General features: G+C 63.2%; 1 pseudogene. It reads left to right on the top strand.

Annotated features, from left to right (window positions below):
* Positions 1 to 228 (top strand): annotated as a pseudogene (locus KVT37_RS33335) (class I SAM-dependent methyltransferase); the annotation flags it as partial.

Here is a 228-nt window from a genome sequence, read left to right as displayed (position 1 = left end):
AAGACCTGCCTGCAGATGCTGAAGCCGAACGGCAGGTTCCTGTTTGCGGACTATGCCGACGGCACGCCCGATGCCCGTTACCGCGAAACCTTCATGGACTGGGTGCTGCTGCTGCGCTCGGGGGCCAACATGTGGAACATCATCAACGCCAGCGTCGACCCCAACACCGTCGACGCGCAGGTGGTTTACGGGGAGAACCGCAACGGGCTCTACGCGGGGGTCGAAAGG

It is taken from the genome of Mesorhizobium sp. GbtcB19, assembly GCF_019091085.1.
Classification (GTDB): domain Bacteria; phylum Pseudomonadota; class Alphaproteobacteria; order Rhizobiales; family Rhizobiaceae; genus Mesorhizobium.
This window is presented reverse-complemented; position numbering and strand designations above follow the sequence as displayed.